Annotated in this window: 18 protein-coding genes; 11 read left to right on the forward strand and 7 right to left on the reverse strand. The window is 57.8% G+C overall.

Going from position 1 to position 19214, the window contains the following annotated elements; genetic code table 11:
• The first annotated feature begins 104 nt into the window (after positions 1–104).
• On the forward strand, positions 105–494 hold the full coding sequence (locus LG294_RS03990) for a VOC family protein (RefSeq protein ID WP_404289727.1): 390 nt from the start codon (positions 105–107) through the stop codon (positions 492–494).
• A gap of 62 nt (positions 495–556) precedes the next feature.
• Here LG294_RS03990 and LG294_RS03995 read toward each other — a convergent pair whose 3' ends face one another.
• From LG294_RS03995 to LG294_RS04005, 3 genes are all read right to left on the reverse strand, one after another.
• Positions 557–2224, reverse strand: coding sequence for a DUF885 domain-containing protein (locus tag LG294_RS03995; RefSeq protein ID WP_404289729.1), 1668 nt, complete (start codon positions 2222–2224; stop codon positions 557–559).
• A 135-nt stretch (positions 2225–2359) separates the two neighbouring features.
• The gene (locus tag LG294_RS04000) at positions 2360–2578 is read right to left on the reverse strand and encodes an acyl-CoA carboxylase subunit epsilon (protein WP_404289731.1); all 219 of its coding nucleotides are present in this window, start codon (positions 2576–2578) and stop codon (positions 2360–2362) included.
• A gap of 47 nt (positions 2579–2625) precedes the next feature.
• Positions 2626–4236 carry an acyl-CoA carboxylase subunit beta gene (locus LG294_RS04005; RefSeq protein ID WP_404289733.1) on the reverse strand — a complete coding sequence of 537 codons (1611 nt, stop codon included), beginning with the start codon at positions 4234–4236 and terminating at the stop codon, positions 2626–2628.
• Between the two features lie 195 nt (positions 4237–4431).
• Between LG294_RS04005 and LG294_RS04010 the strand changes: the two genes are divergently transcribed.
• The 7 genes from LG294_RS04010 (at position 4432) to LG294_RS04040 (ending at position 12100) form a co-directional block, all read left to right on the forward strand.
• Complete coding sequence (locus LG294_RS04010; protein ID WP_404289735.1) at positions 4432–5289, forward strand: SDR family oxidoreductase; 858 nt, start codon at positions 4432–4434, stop codon at positions 5287–5289.
• 39 nt (positions 5290–5328) lie between these two features.
• The gene (locus LG294_RS04015; protein WP_404289737.1) at positions 5329–6195 is read left to right on the forward strand and encodes a biotin--[acetyl-CoA-carboxylase] ligase; all 867 of its coding nucleotides are present in this window, start codon (positions 5329–5331) and stop codon (positions 6193–6195) included.
• An 86-nt stretch (positions 6196–6281) separates the two neighbouring features.
• The gene (locus LG294_RS04020; protein ID WP_404289739.1) at positions 6282–6833 is read left to right on the forward strand and encodes a hypothetical protein; all 552 of its coding nucleotides are present in this window, start codon (positions 6282–6284) and stop codon (positions 6831–6833) included.
• Positions 6830–8041, forward strand: a complete 1212-nt coding sequence (locus LG294_RS04025; RefSeq protein WP_404289741.1) for an adenylate/guanylate cyclase domain-containing protein — start codon at positions 6830–6832, stop codon at positions 8039–8041. Before LG294_RS04020 ends, LG294_RS04025 begins: the two co-directional genes overlap by 4 nt.
• Positions 8042–8080: 39 nt before the next feature.
• Positions 8081–8971: a PP2C family protein-serine/threonine phosphatase gene (locus tag LG294_RS04030; RefSeq protein ID WP_404289743.1), complete on the forward strand. Its 891-nt coding sequence runs from the start codon at positions 8081–8083 to the stop codon at positions 8969–8971.
• Between the two features lie 87 nt (positions 8972–9058).
• Positions 9059–11302, forward strand: a complete 2244-nt coding sequence (gene ligA / locus LG294_RS04035) for an NAD-dependent DNA ligase LigA (RefSeq protein WP_404291637.1) — start codon at positions 9059–9061, stop codon at positions 11300–11302.
• The gene (locus LG294_RS04040) at positions 11303–12100 is read left to right on the forward strand and encodes an inositol monophosphatase family protein (RefSeq protein WP_404289745.1); all 798 of its coding nucleotides are present in this window, start codon (positions 11303–11305) and stop codon (positions 12098–12100) included.
• 105 nt (positions 12101–12205) lie between these two features.
• On the opposite strand, the gene LG294_RS04045 is transcribed toward LG294_RS04040, so the two are convergent.
• The 3 genes from LG294_RS04045 to LG294_RS04055 all read right to left on the reverse strand — a co-directional run bounded on the left by LG294_RS04045 (position 12206) and on the right by LG294_RS04055 (position 14798).
• Positions 12206–12775 carry a hypothetical protein gene (locus LG294_RS04045; protein WP_404289747.1) on the reverse strand — a complete coding sequence of 190 codons (570 nt, stop codon included), beginning with the start codon at positions 12773–12775 and terminating at the stop codon, positions 12206–12208.
• A gap of 724 nt (positions 12776–13499) precedes the next feature.
• The gene (locus LG294_RS04050; RefSeq protein ID WP_404289749.1) at positions 13500–13943 is read right to left on the reverse strand and encodes an SRPBCC family protein; all 444 of its coding nucleotides are present in this window, start codon (positions 13941–13943) and stop codon (positions 13500–13502) included.
• A gap of 48 nt (positions 13944–13991) precedes the next feature.
• The gene (locus LG294_RS04055; RefSeq protein WP_404289751.1) at positions 13992–14798 is read right to left on the reverse strand and encodes a glucosamine-6-phosphate deaminase; all 807 of its coding nucleotides are present in this window, start codon (positions 14796–14798) and stop codon (positions 13992–13994) included.
• 565 nt (positions 14799–15363) lie between these two features.
• On the opposite strand from LG294_RS04055, the gene LG294_RS04060 reads away from it, so the two are divergent.
• Entirely contained in the window at positions 15364–15900 is a 537-nt protein-coding gene (locus LG294_RS04060) for a GNAT family N-acetyltransferase (RefSeq protein WP_404289753.1), read from the forward strand.
• A 72-nt stretch (positions 15901–15972) separates the two neighbouring features.
• Positions 15973–17886, forward strand: a complete 1914-nt coding sequence (locus LG294_RS04065) for a penicillin-binding transpeptidase domain-containing protein (protein WP_404289754.1) — start codon at positions 15973–15975, stop codon at positions 17884–17886.
• A gap of 13 nt (positions 17887–17899) precedes the next feature.
• On the opposite strand, the gene LG294_RS04070 is transcribed toward LG294_RS04065, so the two are convergent.
• On the reverse strand, positions 17900–18502 hold the full coding sequence (locus tag LG294_RS04070; protein WP_404289756.1) for a GNAT family N-acetyltransferase: 603 nt from the start codon (positions 18500–18502) through the stop codon (positions 17900–17902).
• 129 nt (positions 18503–18631) lie between these two features.
• Between LG294_RS04070 and LG294_RS04075 the strand changes: the two genes are divergently transcribed.
• Positions 18632–19183 carry a hypothetical protein gene (locus LG294_RS04075; RefSeq protein ID WP_404289758.1) on the forward strand — a complete coding sequence of 184 codons (552 nt, stop codon included), beginning with the start codon at positions 18632–18634 and terminating at the stop codon, positions 19181–19183.
• Positions 19184–19214: the final 31 nt, after the last annotated feature.

Here is a 19214-nt window from a genome sequence, read left to right on the forward strand (position 1 = left end):
TGTCGCGACGGAGGGTTCGGGATAGCTCCGGAGCGGCGCAATCTATGCTTTGATTGCCGCAGGGGACCTGACAGGGAGATCCACCACGATTATTCGGAGGCAGCATGAAGGTTTACATCACTAGCGTCATGGTTGACGACCAGAGCAAGGCCGAGAAGTTCTACACCGAGGTTCTCGGATTCGTGAAGAAGCACGATGTACCTGTGGGCGAATTCAAATGGCTGACGGTGGTCTCCCCAGAAGATGAGGGAGGAGTCGAGGTTTTGCTGGAACCTGCCGAGCATCCGGCGGCTCGGCCATTCCAGGCGGCGCTGTTCGCCGATGGCGTTCCGCTGACCTCGTTTGCGGTTGACGACATCCAGGCAGAATATGAGCGTCTACTGGCGCTTGGGGTTAGATTCACCCAGGAGCCCACCGAGATGGGTCCGGTGACCACTGCAATTTTTGATGACACCTGCGGCAACCTGATTCAGCTTTCCACTTACGCGGATTAGTTCTCGGCTAAATAGTCGGCTGGCTGCCGGTGACTCCGGCAGCCAGCCAGCTATTGGAGCAGCTATCCCAGCAACGCGCGGTTGAGCGTATCAAGCCCGACCGATCCGAGCTTCAGCGCCCGGGTGTGGAAATCCTTGAGCTCAAAAGCTTCGCCTTCGCGCTCGGCCACCTCATCGCGAGCCTGCTCCCACAAGCGTTGGCCAATTTTGTAGCTCGGTGCCTGTCCCGGCCAGCCCAGGTAGCGGTTGTACTCGAAGTCCAGCTGCCCTTCGGAAATGTCCAAGTTTTTCTTCAAGAACTCGTAGCCGTTCTCCGCATTCCAGGTGCCGGAGCCCCACTGGGAGGGAACCTCCAAGCCCAGGTGCACGCCGATGTCGAAGACGACGCGGGCCGCGCGAAGCCGTTGGGCATCAAGCATTCCCATGTAGTCGCCCGGGTCATCGAGGTAGCCCAGCTTGTGCATGAGGCGTTCGGAATACAGCGCCCAACCCTCGCCATGCCCGGAAACCCAGCAGAGCAGACGACGCCAGCTATTGAGCGTAGCTCCCTGCAGCTGCGCGGTGGCGATCTGCAGGTGGTGGCCTGGAACGCCCTCGTGGTAAACGGTGGTCAGCTCGGCCCAGGTGGTGAACTGATCTTCGCCTGGCGGTACCGACCACCACATGCGCCCGGGGCGCTCGAAGTCCTCGGAGGGGCCGGTGTAGTAGATTCCGCCGTCTTCGGTGGGGGCAATCTTGCACTCGATGCGGTCCATAGGCGCAGGAATCTCGAAGTGGACATCGCGCAGCTGTGCGATGGCGTCATCAGCCTTGCCCTGCATCCAGCTTTTGAGCGCCTCGGTGCCATCAAGCTTGCGCGTTGCATCGGCGTTGAGGATTTCCTTTGCCTGCTCGATGCTGGAACCGGCCTTGATCTGGTCGGCGACGCGCTGCTGCTCGGCGATGATCGCGTCCAGCTCGGCGACGCCCCAAAGGTAGGTCTCCTCAAGGTCCACCGAAGCGCCGAGGAAGCGGCGGGACATCAGAGCGTAGTATTCGCGGCCTACCGCATCGGCCTGGGGCGCTTGAGCCAGCAGTTCTTCTTGCAGTACTTGCGCCAGCTTCAGGTAGGCGTTCTTGGCTAGGGCTGCCCCAGCGCTCAGTGACGTAGATAGGGTGGTGTCTTTCTCGGCGCCAGCGGTGGCCAACTGATCGAAGAACCCGTCATCTTTGGCATAATCCTGGCATTGGACAGCTACGATGTTCACCTGTCGCTGAGCCGATACCAATCCCTTGGATGCTGAATCGCGCAATGAGGCGATGTAGCCGTCGATGGCCTGGGGAACATTTGCCAGACGCGTGGCTATGAATGCGAAGTCTTGCGCGCTCTCCTGCGGCATCAGGTCAAAGATCGACCTGATTTCCTGGGCCGCGCAGGCGATGTTGTTCAGCTCCGTGCGTCCGGAGAGCTGAATCTCCAGATCGAGGCCGAGCCGCTCTTGCATGGCGTCGAGGGTGACCGCGTCAATGTCATCGCGTGGGGTCGCTGCCTCAAGGGCCAAGAGAGTTTCGCTCAGCAACTCGATCTGCTGCGCAGTTCCCTTGGGGGAGTAGTCGGAGTAGGCCGATTCGTAGCCGGGCAGCCCGAAGGACACCCCGTATTCCGGGACTAGCTTGAGGGTTTCGGCAAAGAAGTTTTCCGCAATGGCGTCAATGCCGCTGGGCACGCGCTGAGCTACAGGTGATGTCATGTAGCTAACAGTAATTGATGTGAAAGATTTGTTGAAGACTTTTGGGGTTTTTGCCGGTGCTCTTGTTTGTTATGCGCCAAACCATCGGTGTTCTGCCGAAAGGCAGAGCGCCGATGGTTTGGCTCCAAATGCTGTCTAGTGCCGGCCCAGGCTCCAGCCAAGACGAGGAGTCAGAGCGCGGCGTTTGCGAATGCGTGCCACGCGCTGTGGTTCGGCGGGCGTATCGTTTGCTGCCGGCGCGGCTGTGCCCATTGCCGTGAGCAGTGCGGTGACCGCCGCGAGTTCCTCGGCGGTGGGCTGGCCTTTGGTCACGGTGATGGTGGCGGCCGCAATGGCGCTGCTTTGCTCGTGCACAGGCTACTCCTTGAGAATGGTTAGTTGCTGGTCGGTGATTCCGCTGCTTACAGCGGGATATTGCCATGCTTCTTCGGAGGTAGGGTCACATGCTTGTCGCGCAGCGCGCGCAATCCGCGCACTAGCTGCAGGCGGGTCTCGCTCGGGGCGATAACCGCGTCGATGTAGCCTAGCTCGGCAGCCTGGTATGGATTGAGCAGCTCCGCCTCGTAGTCTTCGATAATCTGCTTGCGGCGCGCCTCGACGTCTCCGCCTTCGGCTTCTACCGCTGCCAGATCGCGGCGGTAGAGAATGTTGACCGCGCCTTGCGCGCCCATCACGCCAATCTGCGCCGTCGGCCACGCAAGGTTGAGATCCGCTCCAAGCTTCTTGGAGCCCATCACGATGTACGCTCCGCCGTAGGCCTTGCGGGTGATCACCGTCAGCTTTGGCACGGTGGCTTCGGCGTAGGCGTAGAGCAGTTTCGCGCCGCGGCGGATGATTCCCTGGAATTCTTGGTCCTTGCCCGGCAGGAAGCCAGGGACATCGACGAAGGTCAGGATCGGGATATTGAAGGCATCGCAATTGCGCACGAAGCGGGCTGCCTTCTCCGACGCGGCGATATCCAAGGTGCCGGCAAACTGCATCGGCTGGTTTGCCACCACACCTACGGTGCGCCCCTCAACGCGGGCGTAGCCGATCATGACGTTTGGCGCATAGAGCGCCTGCATCTCGAAGAAGTGAGCGTCATCAACTATCGACTCGATCACCTTGCGCATGTCATATGGCTGGTTCGCGGAGTCTGGAATCAGCGTGTCCAAGGACAGGTCGTCATCGTTGAGTTCCAAGTCCTCGTCGAACTCGGCGATAACCCCGTCGGCGAGGTTCGAGGACGGGAGGAAGTCCAGCAGTTCCTTGCAGAACTCCACTGCGTCTTCCTCATCCGTGGCCAGATAGGTGGCAGTGCCGGTGTTTGCGTTGTGCTGGCGTGCGCCGCCCAGCGACTCCATGTCGATCTCCTCGCCGGTGACGGTCTTGATCACGTCGGGGCCGGTGATGAACATGTGGCTGGTCTTATCGACCATGATCACGTAATCGGTCAGTGCAGGGGAGTATGCAGCTCCGCCGGCGCTTGGACCCATGATCAGGGAAATCTGCGGCACGACGCCCGAAGCGTGGACGTTATTGCGGAAGATGTCCGCGAACATTGCCAGCGAGGCTACGCCTTCCTGGATGCGCGCTCCGCCACCGTCGAGGATGCCGACGACCGGGCAGCCGTTGCGCAGCGCGAATTCCTGGACCTTGACGATTTTCTCGCCGTTGACCTTGGAAAGGGAGCCGCCGTAGACGGTGAAATCCTGGGAATACACGGCGACAAGGCGACCATCAACTGTGCCGTAGCCAGAAACGAGCCCGTCGCCCAGAGGCTTCTTCTTCTCCATGCCGAAGGCGGTGGAGCGGTGAACTGCAAGGGCATCAAATTCGACGAAGGAGTCTTCGTCCATCAGCATCTCGATGCGTTCGCGTGCGGTGTGCTTGCCGCGCGCGTGCTGCTTTTCGATGGCTGCTTCACCCGAAGGCGCCTTTGCCAGGTTCTGGCGGCGGCGGAATTCGGCAAGCTTGCCGGCGGTGGTGGACAGATCGATTGATTCTTCCGTCTCGGTACGGCCCTGCGTCATGCCTTCGACTCCCTCGGGTTTCGTCTTATGTGTAGGAATGGCACAAGAAAAATGCCAACTAAGTCAGTCTAACCGGGAAAATTTCGGTTTTTGTTGTAGGAAACTTACAAATTGCGCCTATGGAGGGCGTGAAGCACGCCAGAATAAGTTACTGGTGAGTAGCTTAGTGTGGCCACATCGCGTAATCTAGGTCACATGACTAATGATTCGCGAGCTGACATCGCCCCTGACATTTCACAACTTAGCGGCCGAACCATCTTGATGAGCGGTGGAAGCCGCGGCATCGGATTGGCCATCGCCGAAGCGGCGGCAAAAGCCGGAGCAAACGTCGTCTTGCTATCAAAGACAGACACGCCACACCCCACTCTGGAAGGCACCATTCATTCGGCGGTGGAAAAGATCAACGCCGCCGGAGGTCAAGGACTGGCGGTAGTCGGAGACGTGCGTGAAGATGCCGACGTTCAACGGGCAGTAGATGCGGCGGTCGAAAAATTCGGCGGCATCGACATCGTCATCAACAACGCCTCGGCCATCAATCTGGCCAAAACGGATGACTTGGATATGAAGCGCTACGACCTGATGCAGGACATCAACGTGCGCGGCACCTTCCTGCTGTCCAAAACCGCGCTTCCCTACCTGCGCCAATCAAAGCATCCGCACATTCTCACCTTGTCGCCGCCGCTGAACCTCGACCCGCATTGGGCTGGTCTGCACTTGGGCTACACGATGGCCAAATATGGAATGTCATTGACTACCCTCGGGCTAGCCGAAGAGCTCAAGGGCGACGGCGTCGGGGTCAACTCCCTGTGGCCAGCAACCCTCATCGATACCGCCGCCATCCGAAGCTTGCCAGGCGGAATGAAAATGATTCAGGCCGCACGCACCACTGACATCGTGGCCGATGCAGCAATGTGCATTCTGGCCAGCAATCCAGCCAAAGTAAGCGGGAACTTCTTCACCGACACCCAGGTGCTGGAGCTTTCGGGAGTCACCGACTTGGAAAAGTATTCCGTGAATCCTCAGGCCCAACTCATCGAGGACATCTTCCTTTAGAGCCGAAGCCAAGCGCCGCGCGTGTCATAGAGTTAAAGGATGAATCCTGAATCATCTTCGGCGCGCGCGGCTCTAGACCCGTTGCCCCTTCATGAATTAGCTGCGCAATTAAGACTTGGATTTATCAAGGTGCTCGCCACTTCGGGTTCCACCAATACCGAGCTGGCCCAGCTGGCAAGCTCCGGTGCGGCCGGACACCTCAGCGTCCTATTCAGTGAGCATCAGCAGCAGGGCAAAGGACGGCTGGGCCGCGAATGGGTGACCCCGGCGGGGTCGGCCATCACCGTCAGCGTGCTTGCCTCACCGGGCACCGCTATGGAGCCGCAATCCCTGACCTGGTACACCATGCTGGCAGCTTTAGCTTGGTCGCAAGCAGTAGAAGAACTTGCGCCAGTGAAAGCGCGCATCAAATGGCCTAATGATCTACTCGCCGGAGACCGGAAAATCTGCGGAATTCTGGCCCAGCTAGTGCAGACACCGCAAGGGTTCGCGGTAGTCGTAGGAACCGGGTTCAACGTAGATCAAGAGGCCTCGGAACTTCCTGTTGCCACGGCAACCTCGCTGCGTCTAGCCAGCGGCGCCCGAGTGGATCGCGGAGAGCTCTTGGCTGAGTATCTGCGACGCTTCACCGCATTGGATGCCGCTTTTCGCGCAGTGGGCGGGCGCAGCACCGCACCGCTCGCAGAATATGCCGATCTCTCCTTGCGCGACCTCGTTGCTGCACGTCTGGCCACACTCGACCAGGAAGTCCGAGTCGAATTCCCTGATGGATCTCAGCTCCTCGGGCGTGCGGTGCAGCTGGCCGAAGACGGAGCGCTGGTAGTTGAAAAAGCGCCGGGGCAAAGCCAGCGAATCTTGGCTGGCGATGTGCACCACGTGCGGCGCGCCGACGGTAAGTACGCGTAACAGGCGAAGCATAGAATGCGCGGACTAGTATTAGGGGAGATGACTGTACAGAAGAACCTGCGGTAGGAGGGGCGAGGAACTCGAAGATGAAGGTGCCGTTGCATGAGAGGGAGCGCGTGGTCATCAAGACCCGCGAACATTCCCGGGTGTTACGCCAACCTTTTGTCGTCTTTTTATTCCTCACCGCCGGTTGCGCGTTCTTGCTGGGCTATCTTTCACGCACCGACCTTTCCGACTGGCTCGCGAGCGAATCGGAACTGTGGATGGTCCTCACTCTGGTGCTCTGGTTTATTCTGGTGCTGATCTGGTGCGTGACACCGTGGGTGCGGTGGCTTCGCACCTGCATAATCTTGACCACCGAACGAATCTTGTTCCGGACCTCTTTTGGCCGTGCGGACCTTGAATCTATTGGGCTTTATTCTGTGCGTGACTTGATTGCGCACACCAAACAACAAGCTGCGATCACGAAACCTGGTGCCTTGGACGTTGTATTAAGCCATGGGCATGTGCGTATCATGCATGTGCCCGCAGTATCATATTTCCGCACGTTGGCCATCGAAATGATGAACAACTTGCACCATCATCAGACATCGAACACCCAGGTAGATGCATCGAACAGTGAGGGCATTGGACAATGAGCACCGACAACTCCAATCCATCACGCCCGGATACCCCACAGGCAGCCTCTAAAGCTGCACGCGAGGCTCGGCAGCACGCACCAAACCATGAGATCCCAGCGGCGCTAGACCCCATCGCGGAACTAGCGCTGGCAATGGAGAGCCCACTGCAGGTACCTGACCATGCTTCGGACGCGGTCAAGAACCACATGGCCGAACTAGAAAAGCGACTCATCGGTGGACAGCGCGAATTCAAGCGAAGAGAAGTAGCCGCCGACGCAGGTGTCTCGCTACTTTCAGCACGGAAACTTTGGCGCGCCATGGGCTTCCCGGAGCTTAGCGACGACGAGGTCTTCTTCAGCGGACGAGACACCGAAGCGCTGAAAACCATGGTTGACCTTGTTCGCGAAGGCAAACTCACCGACGAGACTGCCATTTCTTTGATGCGATCGGTCGGCCAGATGACCGACCGGATGGTCGTATGGCAGGTTGAGGCGATCGTCGAGGATATGGTTGCCAACCAGAATATGAGCGACCGGCAAGCACGCCGGCAACTGCTTGAGAGCCTGCCCGAACTCATTGGACCGCTTGAAGAGCTGCTTGTTTATTCTTGGCGCCGCCAGCTCAATGCCGGCATTCACCGGCTGGCGCTACGCGCCGAAGCCGGAGTGGCCGCCTACAACCAGGACTCCAGCGATAGCGACGGCACACCTTTGCCGCTTGCCCGCGCGGTAGGGTTCGCCGATTTGGTTTCCTACACTTCACTCTCACGCCGAATGAATGAGCGCACCTTGGCGCAAATGGTGCAGCGCTTTGAGTCCAAGAGCGCCGAAATCATTTCGGTCGGTGGCGGACGCTTGGTGAAAACCATTGGCGACGAAGTGCTGTACGTTGCCGAAACTCCGCAGGCTGGTGCCCAGATTTCCTTGGCTCTTTCGCGTGAGTTCGAAGCAGATGAGCTCTTGCCAAGAACTCGTGTGGCAGTAGTGTGGGGACGACTGCTTTCCCGTCTGGGAGATATCTACGGTCCGACTGTGAACCTCGCCGCTCGGCTCACTTCCCTTGCCGAGCCGGGGATGGTGCTGACAGATGCGGTAACTGCCAATACGCTGAAACAAGACGCCCGATTCATCCTGACCGCACAAGAAGTTACTTCGGTACGTGGTTTTGGTGATATTCAACCCTATGAACTCTCCGCTGGCGAGGGTGGCAGGCTGGTGCTGGACTAAATGGAAAACGAACGGCACTCAGAAAGCTTCCGCCTTGCAGTGAGCGGACAGACCCACGTGGGCTTGAAGCGTCAGGATAATCAGGACCGGATCCTGATCACCGACGTGATCCAGGCGGTAGCCGACGGTATGGGCGGCCACGAGGCAGGCGAGGTCGCAAGCCAGCTGGCGGTGGAGACTCTGGAAGAGCTCAATACCTTTAGCTTCAAGACCGTGGTGCCGCGTCTGCCCACAGTGGAACAGATCCAACGCCAAATCCAACTTATCGATGACCGTATTCGCGATGCTTTGGAATCCCGTGGCGGCACGACTCTCTGCGCCTTGGCCCTAGTGCGCAGCGCCGGCCCGGGGCAGGACCAGATTAGCCAGCCCATGGTGGTTCCTCCGTGGACGGGCAGTTTTAAGATGAGCCAAAACACCGACGTGCTCAGCAAAATTACCCCTGAAATGCTGGCCGAGCACCGTGCCCGCACCGAAAAGGTCAGCGCGGAAACACGTGGTGCAAGTGAATACACGAGCCTGCTTTTGATCAATGTCGGTGACTCGCGAGGATACCGACTGCGCGGTCAAGAACTGCGCCAGCTCACCCGCGACCATTCGGCCGTGCAGGAAATGGTAGATGCCGGGCAGATCACCGAAGCAGAGGCGCGCAGCCATCCGCACCGGAACCTCATCACCAGGGCGCTGGGTGCCGGAGCCGACAGCCAGCCTGATCTTACGGTTCTGCAGCCCCGCATCGGCGACCGCTACCTGTTGTGCAGCGATGGGCTGAGCGGAGAGCTGACGGAAGAAATTATTCAAGAACTCCTGATCAACCATCCGGATCGTGAAGAAGCCTCGCAGGTTCTGACCCAAGCGGCACTGGAAGCCGGAGGCCGCGACAACATCGCGGTAGTGGTCATAGATGTGTTGCCTGACATCGGTTCCTAGCCACCGGGCGCGCTAGTAGGCAAAGCGTCCCATTGGTGGGGCACAATTGGATACGTGAGTGAAAATCAAGTAACGCCAGCAGACTCAATGATGACCCCACCGGATAGCGTTCGTGAACGCTACGAGATCCTGGTGGAACAGATTCGCGCACATCGCGACGCCTACTACCAAAAGGACGCTCCGCTGGTCCCTGACGCGGACTACGATGCGCTATTCCACGAACTTCAGCTGCTGGAGAGCCAATACCCAATACTGATGGGGCAGGATTCACCCACACTTGAGGTAGGCGGCGAAGTTAGCAGCGCTTTTGCGCCAGTCAAGCATGCGAGTCGCATGTACTCACTGGAAGATGTCTTCACACTCGGAGAACTGGAAGTATGGCTCGAACGAGCCCAAGCAAACTCCACGAAGCTTCGGCCCGAGTCCCCGGTCAGCTGGTTATGCGAAGTCAAAATCGATGGTTTGGCTCTGAACCTGACCTATCGCGACGGCAAGCTGGTACGCGCGGTAACCCGTGGCGATGGCACCACCGGTGAAGACGTCACGCACAATGCACTGACCATCTCCGATATCCCGCAAGAACTCACCGGGTCCGGTTTTCCGCAAGAATTTGAAGTTCGCGGTGAGGTATACATTGCCACCAAGGACTTCAACGCCTACAACGAGATGCTGATCGCCGAAGGCAAAGCACCATTGGCGAACCCAAGAAATGCGGCTGCGGGCTCACTGCGGCAAAAAGATCCGCAGCAGACCGCAAAGCGTCCGCTGCGCATGTTCGTGCACGGGCTGGGGCGCAGCCGAGACTTCGCGATGACGCACCAGTCCGAAGCCTACGAACTGATGCGCGATTGGGGACTTCCGGTTTCGCCTTATGGCCGTGTAGTCACCTCGCGTGCGGAGGTTACTGAGTTCATTGCCGAGAATGGCGCAAAGCGACATGAACTGATCCATGATATCGACGGGATTGTCATCAAAGTTGATGACCTGGTCACTCAGGAACAGCTTGGTTATACCTCCCGCGTTCCACGCTGGGCGGTCGCCTATAAATACCCGCCCGAAGAGGTGCACACCAAACTACTCGACATCCAGGTGCAGGTCGGACGTACCGGACGGGTGACCCCCTTCGGCGTCATGGAACCGGTGCTCGTGGCCGGCTCCACCGTAGCCCGGGCAACCTTGCACAACCAGGAAGTTGTAAAGGCAAAAAACGTGCAGATCGGTGACACGGTCATTCTGCGCAAAGCCGGTGACGTCATCCCAGAAATCGTCGGCCCAGTCCTCGCATTGCGTGAAGGCGATGCTGACCTGCGAGACTTCGTTATGCCGACCGAATGCCCGTCATGCGGCCAGCCGCTGGCTCCGGCCAAAGAGGGCGATGTGGACATCCGTTGCCTCAATGCCGAATCTTGCCCGGCTCAGCTCACCGAACGCGTGGCCTACCTAGGAGGGCGCAGCGCCCTGGACATTGAAGCGCTCGGCTACGAAGCCGCCGCTGCATTGACCAGCGGCCCCGGAGAAGACCCAGCCACCCAGGGCGGTGTCATCCTCCCGGCAGGGCCCGGCCCGCTGCGCAATGAAGCAGGGCTTTTTGACTTGAAGGACAAGCTTGAGCAGCTGTCCGAGGTTAAAGTGTGGCGCGAGAAGCGCGCCAAGGGTGAGGGCACCGGGAAATTTGAACTGGTCCCTTATTTCTTCACTAAGGCCACCGCCAAGAAGCCGTCCGTTGCCACCAAAAGCACCGAGAAGCTCTTTGACGAACTGGAAAAAGCCAAGAGCAATCCGCTCTGGCGCGTACTGGTCGCTTTGTCGATCCGTCATGTGGGGCCCAACGCTTCGCGCGCCATCGCTACCCGTTATGGATCCATGGACGCGGTTCTTGAAGCGCTCGACTCCACTAATGCGGTGGAGGAACTTAGCCAGATCGACTCAGTGGGTTCAATTATCGCCGAGGCGCTGGTGGAGTGGTTCAAGGTTGACTGGCACCGTGACATTGTCACCAGTTGGCAGGCCGCCGGAGTGAAGATGTTCGACGAACAAGATGAGAACGTCATCAAGCACCTAGAAGGTCTGGCCATCGTGGTCACCGGAACGCTGGAGAACTTCTCAAGGGACACCGCCAAGGAAGGCATTATCATCCGCGGCGGCAAGGCGACCGGAAGTGTGTCAAAAAAGACCGATTTCCTCGTGGCCGGTGAAGCCGCCGGATCAAAGCTAGATAAGGCGCAGTCGCTCGGGGTGCCAGTATTGGACGAATCAGGTTTTGTAGTCCTGCTCGAACGGGGCCCGGACGCGGCACGCGAAGTTGCGCTGACACCAAATGAAGGAGCCTAGGTGGAGAACAATAAGGCCGCGCACGACCCACTGGTGCTCGTAGCCCGCCGCGCAGCGGCAGCCGGTGCTGAGGTGCTATCCAAACGTGACGTGGAAAAGTTCAACGTTGACGAAAAATCTGCGGCGGGGGACTGGGTCACCGATTTTGACCGAGCCGCCGAAGAAGCTATTCGGGCCACGATTACCACCACGCGCCCCAACGACGAGCTGACCGGCGAAGAGTATCCGAGCCAGAAGCCGGCTAATCCCAGCGGCTACCGGTGGAGCATAGATCCGCTGGACGGCACGACGAACTTCGTTCGGAACATCGCCTACTATTGCTCATCGGTAGGCGTGTGCCAGAAGCAAGAGGATGGAACCGATCTGTGGTTGGCAGCGGCCATTGTCGCTCCGGCCTTGCAAGTCGAATACTTCGCAGGCCGTGGACTTGGAGCGTGGAAGCACGATCTGCGCACGAAGAAGCTCACCCGACTCACCGGGCCAGTTGAATCCGACGCTAAATTGCTGGGTACCGGTTTCGGCTACGACGCGGAACGCCGCGGTTTCCAAATTGGGGTTCTGCAGGAACTGCTGCCAGATTTCGTGAATATCCGTCGAATTGGCTCCGCAGCTTTGGATCTGTGTTTGGTCGCCGAGGGCTCCTTAGACGCGTACGCGGAATTCGGCACCCAGGAATATGATTGGGCGGCTGGCGCTTTGATTGCAGAAGAAACGGGCACCCCGGTGGGTCGTCCCGAGGGATATCCGGGGTGGCAGTACGCCGGACTTGTAGATACCGATAAGCTAGTCAACCCCTAGCGCATCGCTCACCACGCGATCCTCTCGATTCATTCAGCTCAAACTGGCTTGGTTTACCGCTCATAAAATGGGCGGCAGACCGAGCCAGTAGCATCATGCGGTCAACTATCCGAGCAGAGCTAACTGGCTACTGACGAAGCTGATCACCACACCCACAATGACTCCACCGCACACCTGAGAAGCAGTGTGCTGATTGCTTCGGATGCGCGACCAAGATAACAAGGCAATGAACAATATCGCCGGGGCGAGGAAAGCATCGCTTGTGGAAATGTGAAGCACCACGTAGCAACCCACGGCCAGATGTACCGAGACTTTCCACCACAGGTTGATCAAGGCCACTGTGAGTAGCCCCGCCAAAATGGACAGCACCTCGATAAACATTGTGGAGCTTGCCCCTAACCAGCCGAGCAGAGCCAGTCCACAAAGGATCGACACGGCGGTCAGAGCGAAGATCTTGTGCCGTTGATGGCGTTGGGTGACGTGCAGATCGCTTACGCCGCCGCGGAACTTCGACAATAAAAGAAATAGCCAAGGAATAATCACAGTGAACGCCGCGGCGACTACCGCGTCTACCCAGGAGGTCTCGTTGTGTCGCAGGGGAGTGCAAATCAATAGCAAGCTGACTAGCAAGACAGGTGAGAGGACATGGGATAGTCCAAGGGCAACTCTTCCCATCAGTGAATCTGTGGCCGCTGGCGCTTGAGCTCTGGTAGTAATGAGGAAAATCCTTGATCATTGCATCTGACGAGTTAGTCGCAGGCGGTCAGCCTTTTGACCTCTTCAAGCCTAGCGAGCTGCGGAAAGAAAATCTTCTCGCGTCGGTGTTGAATAGATCTTTGTTGCTAATAATTAGTCGAAGCCAGGCGCTAGTCCCATTCTTTATTCCTATGGTGATCTTAGGTAGGCATCGTTGCGGAACTGGCTCAGGGTAATATTTTCGTCCGCTGAAACTAGTTTTCTGGGTGTGGTTGAGACGGTGACTAGTACTATCGAGGAAAGGTCGTGTGAAAAGCTCTGTCCTCAGATCAAAGTTCTTGCACTGCTGAATCCAATGCTAAGCAGTACGAGCAGAGCCACACGGCAAACTCAATGATTCCCAGCGCCCTTGTCGGTTTCTTCTCAAGTGATCAAACTGGGGGAAAATCCAAGTACCCGGCGACAGTGCCAAAGGCGGTTCGCTTCCAATTGAAATCGAGGTTCCTTCGACATTTTCTGCGGGTATGACAACGATTCTTGCTTTGAGCAACCGTATGGACGAGTGCCATGACCCGTACGCATGTGCAAGTTATGGACTTCCCTTCAAAGTAGGAAAGTCCATGCACGATTCAGTGCAGTGAGACAAGGCTGAAGGCGCTGGTAGCGTGTGCGAATTATTTATTCACTCAGCATCAATAGAGAACTATCCGTGCAGGAGAAATTTATTACGCTGCCGGATGAGCCGGGGCATGTACCAGCCTAGGACCAACCGCTCGGCCAACCATCCAAGCGGGCCGAACGGTGCCGCGAAACTAACCCGATCAATCATCAACGTCTGACCGCCGAGATCATAGAACTCATGAACGTGATGAAAAGATTTAAACGGACCACGGAGCTGTTCATCTATGAACATCTCCGAGGGTTTCATCTCGGTAATTTGCGTCGTGAGGCGAAACGAGAGCCCGAAATGTCGGGCCTTCCACGTAACTTGCTCGCCGAGCGAGATGAGTCCACTCGTCACACCGGCTATCGCTTGTTCTTGAGAGCTAGCCATAGAGTCGCGATGAACGTCGATGCTCCTCGAACGGTCAAAAATTTCGACTCGATCCATCGGGGTGCGAGTTACGCATTCAAAGTAGACAGCCATATTTCCCAGTATCGCAGTTCGGATTTCGAGAAGCTGTAGTGGAATTGCTTAGTGCACCCGTAGGTTCTCCAAGCTGATTCCTTCGGCTGCATCGTCATAGTACGAACGCTTCTTCAAACCGGCCGCCGCTGCCTCGTCGAGGATCACCACAACGTCCTGATGCAGCTGCAACACCGAGCCAGGACACGATGCCGACACCGGTCCTTCCACGGCTAAAGCAATCGCTTCGGTCTTCGATTCACCGGTAGCCACCAGCACCAAACGACCGGATTCCAACACCGTGCCAAGGCCTTGGGTGACGCAGTGGGTTGGGACATGCTCGATTCCGTCGAAGAATCGCGCATTGTCGATGCGAGTCTGTGCAGCCAGACGCTTGATCCGGGTACGGCTACGCAAGGCGCTGCCTGGCTCGTTGAAGCCGATATGGCCGTTGCTGCCGATTCCAAGGATCTGAACCTGTATACCGCCTGCATCCTTGATCGATTGGTCATAGGCGCGTGCGTTGGCTTCGATTTCCTCTACGGAATCGGCCATTCCCTGAGGGGTGTGTAGCCCGCTGACTGGCATTCCAAAGGTATTGCAAACCTCGGTGATCAGTGTCTGGCGGTAGGACAGTTGATGGGTGTCTGGAATGCCGATGTATTCGTCGAGGGCGAAGCCCTGAGCCTTGGAAAAATCTGCGCGTCCTTCGGCTACTGCCACACTGAGCTCGCGGTACAGGCCAAGAGGCGATGAGCCGGTGGCGACTCCGAGCACAGGGTTTTTCCCTTTTCCATGGTGAGCCAGCCCCGCGAGGACGTTATCTGCAGCGATACGGGCAACATGCTCCGGGGACGAACCAATGAGAACGCGCAAGTCGTTCACTCTCCGATCTATTAGTGAAAAAGAGCCTTAGTTGGGCAGGCTGTGAGCCGTGCCCCTCATCGCTGGATGTAAACCAGCGCGCGGCCCTTTGCAATACGAATTAATGGGTATGTGGCCGAATCCTTGAGTGGAGTTCAGGATCCCGGTCGTAGCCGAAAATCATCCTGAGAACTACAGATGAAAGGAGCTGAATGGGTTCCTCGGCTGAGTCCTCGGGCTGGGCGTTCACAACACTGTGAATATCGAGGACCATTGCTAGAACTGCGGCAATTCTTGTTAGTTTACTGGTTGCCGGCCAGAGAACGCACCTGCAATATTTATTATTGCCTTGAAAATCGGATTGATTCCCTTATCAGCTTGCGAGAATTGAGTTGTCGACTTTATTCAGTATTCGGCTCGTCATTCACGATCTGAGGCAGCTGGTACGAGGCAAAGTAGCAGGTCAAAATCTTCACGATTTAGCTTTCACAAGGCGATAGAGCGAACTCGGTGAAAATTCGGCGTACGACTCACAGACTTATCGCGGGCAGGGCATCGATGGCAAACTGGTAGAACCATGTCTGAAGTTGATGATTTCCAAGTAACCAAGGGTCAGCTGCGCATCGAACCAGCGACCGCCGCCGACTACGAGCGAATCGGTGACCTCACCGTTGATGCGTACCTGCAGGCAGGGCACTTTGAAGATCCACAACATGAATACCTCAATTTTGTGCGTCAGGTTGCGCAGCGCGATGCCCAGTGCGATATTTTCGTGGCACGCAAAGACGGCCACACCATCGCCTCGATGACCCTGACCCAAGCGGGTAACGAATACGCTGACATTGCCCTCGAAGGTGAACTCGAAATCCGTATGCTCAGTGTGGATCCAGCCGTGCAACGCTCTGGCGCGGGTCGAGCCATGGTGCTGGCGGCAATCGAATATGCCCGGCAGCTACCGGAGATACACACCGTGTCCCTCACCACGGGTGGTCACTGGAGCGCAGCCCGTAAGCTGTATGAATCTCTGGGCTTTATCCATCGACCCGAACGAGACTGGGTTGTTCCGGATACCGACATTCGCCTCGTGGTTTACACGCTACTGCTAGATGGTTAGCGAATCTGCCTAATGCAGACTTGTGGCGAGCCATTCTGGCTTGCCGCACTCGCATTTGAATAGACTGGCGCCATGCGTCGTTTCCCTCGAAGTGTTGTTGCCCTGTCCGTTGCCGCACTGGTTGCTGGTTCTTTGACCGCTTGCAGCGCAGCGACACCTGACCCAATGCCCTCGGCCGAAGCTCTCGCCGCCGCGCTTAGCTCCGGCGACTTCTCCGCGGTGCCACTAGCCGGAGGCGACCCGGGCGCGGTGACGAAGAGTCTGGAAACCGCGTATGGTCCGATGGGCGACATCAAACGCAACCACACGGTGCTCAGCGCCGCCGAGGACGAAGAATCCCAAGATGGGGTGAAAACCGCCACCGCGACCTTGCAAACCACGTGGGACGTTGACTCCAGCGATACCGATCTGACCTATGACACCCGAGCGGTCATGGAATTTGATGAAGACGCTGAGCAGTGGAAGCTGCGCTTTGATCCGAAAATTCTCGCTCCTGACCTTGAATCCGGTGAATATCTCGATGCGCGCTTCAGCGAAGCTGCACGCGGGCAAATCCTTGGCGGCAACGGCAACGCGCTGGTGAAAAACCGTCCGGTGGTGCGAGTGGGAATCGATAAGACCCGAGCAGAATCCGGCGAGTGGGAAGCCTCCGCCCGTAAATTAGCCAAACTCGTGGGCATTGACGAAGATTCCTTCGCAAATCGCGTGGAAAAAACCGGCGCGAAGGCGTGGGTTCAAGCCATCGTGTTGCGCGATGATGCGGACCGCGAAGTGACCGACGAACAAATTGCGAAGATTCCAGGAGCCGTCGGGCAATCCGATGAGATGCCATTGGCTCCGACTCGAACCTTCGCTCGTCCTATCCTTGGAAGCGTCGGCCAAGCGACCGCCGAAATTATTGAAAAATCTGAAGGAAAGATTCAGGCCGGTGACCAAGTTGGCCTCTCCGGCCTTCAGTCCACACATAACAACACTCTGGCGGGTACTGCTGGAGTAACCGTGTCGCGATATAACGCGCAGGGCGAACCAGTGGCCGAATTGATGGACACCGAATCGATAGCTGGCGAAGACCTCAAGCTCTCTTTGAATGAAAAACTACAGACCATCGCGGAGTCCTTGGTCTCAGAATCCGATTCTGCCTCATCCATCGTGGCTATCCGACCTTCCGACGGGCAAGTGCTGGCGGCATCCTCCGGGCCAGAAACCAATGGGCTGAATACCGCGCTTAAGGGTCGGTACGCTCCAGGGTCCGTCTTCAAAGTAGTCAGCGCCCTTGCGATGCTTCGCGATGGGGAAACTCCGAAGAGCGAGGTGCAATGCCCGACGAGTACCGAGGTGGATGGCAAGAGCTTCAAAAACTATGATGGATACCCATCCAGTGCCCTTGGCGCGATTCCACTCGCCGAGGCCATTGCCGAATCCTGCAATACGGTGTTCGTCAATGCAGGAAATGAATTGGGCGCTAAATCCGTAGCCTCGGCTGCCAGCGCGCTGGGGCTAGTCGCCGAGGACGGCACCGGAGCCGAAGCGTTTATCGGATCTGTTCCTGAGGAATCGGAAGGAACCGAGCTGGCGGCCAACATGATCGGCCAAGGCGTGGTCGAAGCTTCCCCGCTGGGTATGGCCACCGTCATGGCCTCAATTGCCAAGGGAAGCACCGTGCAGCCAAAGCTGGTACTGAGCCCCGAGCCGAAGGAACCAGCAAAGGCGAAGGACGGACTGACCGAAACGGAAGCCGCCCAGCTGCAGGAAATGATGGCTGGGGTAGTGGACCATGGCACACTGAGCGACTTGAAGTCGGTGCCGGGTGCCAAGATTATTGGCAAGAGCGGCACCGCAGAATACGATGCGGAACGCAACGCGCACGCCTGGGTGATTGCCTCCCAAGGTGACCTTGCGGTGGCGGCCTTTGTCGAAGACGGCGACGGGGGAGCGCAGACTGCCGGTCCGCTGGTTGCCGATTTCCTCACCAACGCCGGCAAGTAAACCCGGCGGGAGACTAGGACTGCCCGGTGGCGAAGTGCTCGCGGGCAAGGATGCTCAAAACGAGCTGGTCATGGAATTGGCCTTGGTGGAAATACACCTCCCGTTCTCGGCCTTCGAGGCTGAAGCCGGCTTTCTCATAGGCACGCAGGGCGCGCGTGTTGTACGCCGCGACCTTTAATCCGATGCGGTTCAGGCCCATCTCATTGAAGCCGTAGCCGTTCATCAGCCGAACCGCACGGGTTCCGAAGCCGCGGTTTACATGCTCGCCGCCGAGCATAATGGCTAACTCCGCTGCGCGGTGCGGCAGCGCGCCGCCGGAGAGCGTGGCATGCCCAATCAGATTTCCATGCAGCTTTTCGAAGATGCTGAATCCAGCAGCTCCGCTATTCGGATTGTTCTCGCTCCACGCGGCCATCATTTCCATCACCGACAGCGCTGGCCGGGGCTTGACGATTCGTTGTTGGAGGACCGCCCACTGGGGGTCGTTCCACCACGCCGCCAGCTGAACCAGATCCTCTGGCTCCACCTCGCGCAGGCAAACCTGTTCATCCTGCAATAGGGCTTCGCCGTAGCTTTGGGCTTGGGCGGCCTGGTTCCACTGAGCATCGGTTGTCATGGAACCCATGCTAGCGATAACAAGCGGCGGCGAGAGCTGTGAAGGAAAATGAACTTTTGGTCTGCGAGCCATGCGCAACACGAGGGTTAGGCTCTTGTGCGCTCGGGGCTGACTTGGCAGACTGAGCGCATGGGAATCGTCTACAACACCTCAATGTCGCCAACCAAGAATGAGTTGGTGTCCGCTTGGTTGATCAAGCAGGACTTCTATTCCGGTCAGGGCGTTCCGAAGCTTGAACACATCGGTGGTTTCCGGCTTGAGGACCCCAACGGGAAAGTCGGGGTGGAGCTGCGCATCTATGCAGATCATGCAGACACCTCCGAGGTGATTTACCACGTACCGCTGAGCTATCGAGAAGCACCCCTAGAAGGCGGCGAAAAGTATCTGGTGGGCATCAGCGAGCACGCCATTCTGGGGCCGCGCTATGTCTACGACGCGAGCGGAGACCCGGTGTTCGAGGATCAGGCGCGCGAACTGCTCGCGGGCAAGGCCATCGCACAGCATCACACCGAATCGTTCACCGATGATGCACGGATCACGCTCACCGGCGAGACCAACGGGAAGAAGGCCGTCATTATCCGCAAGCCGGTTGCCGGCAAAGCCAACGCCGCCGGAGTCATCGGCTTCTGGGAGAATGCGCTGGGCCAAGAGCTGAGCGGTTTGGTATTGCGCACAGCATAACGTCCCGAGGACTTTTACGACCTAGTTGAGG

Source organism: Glutamicibacter arilaitensis (assembly GCF_044793945.1).
Taxonomy (GTDB): domain Bacteria; phylum Actinomycetota; class Actinomycetes; order Actinomycetales; family Micrococcaceae; genus Glutamicibacter; species Glutamicibacter arilaitensis_B.